Source organism: Rhodovulum sp. PH10 (assembly GCF_000293785.1).
Taxonomy (GTDB): domain Bacteria; phylum Pseudomonadota; class Alphaproteobacteria; order Rhizobiales; family Xanthobacteraceae; genus Rhodoplanes.
In genome coordinates, this window is the sequence record NZ_AKZI01000201.1 from 1 (window position 1) to 366 (window position 366).

Annotated in this window: 1 protein-coding gene; it reads right to left on the reverse strand. The window is 65.6% G+C overall.

Features of this window, described 5'->3' with window-relative positions; genetic code table 11:
- Nucleotides 1-366, reverse strand: a 366-nt coding sequence (locus A33M_RS21365; protein ID WP_192814140.1) for a transposase, incomplete at both ends; no start/stop codon positions are given.

Here is a 366-nt window from a genome sequence, read left to right on the forward strand (position 1 = left end):
GTCTTGTTTGCTCGCCGACTCGATGATGGTCGCATCGACCAGCGTCCCGGTCTTCACCGTGATCGTCTTCGCGGCGAGTTGATCCGTGATCGTCGCGAACAGCGTTCGCTCCAGGCCATGTGTCGCGAGCGCCTTGCGGAACCGGACGAAGGCGGTTCGCTCCGGTGTGGGCTCACTGGCCGAAAACCCACAGAAGCGTCGGAACGAGGCGCGATCGTCCAGGGCCTCGGCGAGCCTGACGTCGGACAAGTCGTACCAGACCGCGATCAGCAGCGCCTTGAACAGGGCGAGCGGCGGCCACGCCGGCTCTCCCTTTGCTGCGCACGAGATCTCGTCGAGGTCTCGCGCGATCGGCGCCCAGTCGAT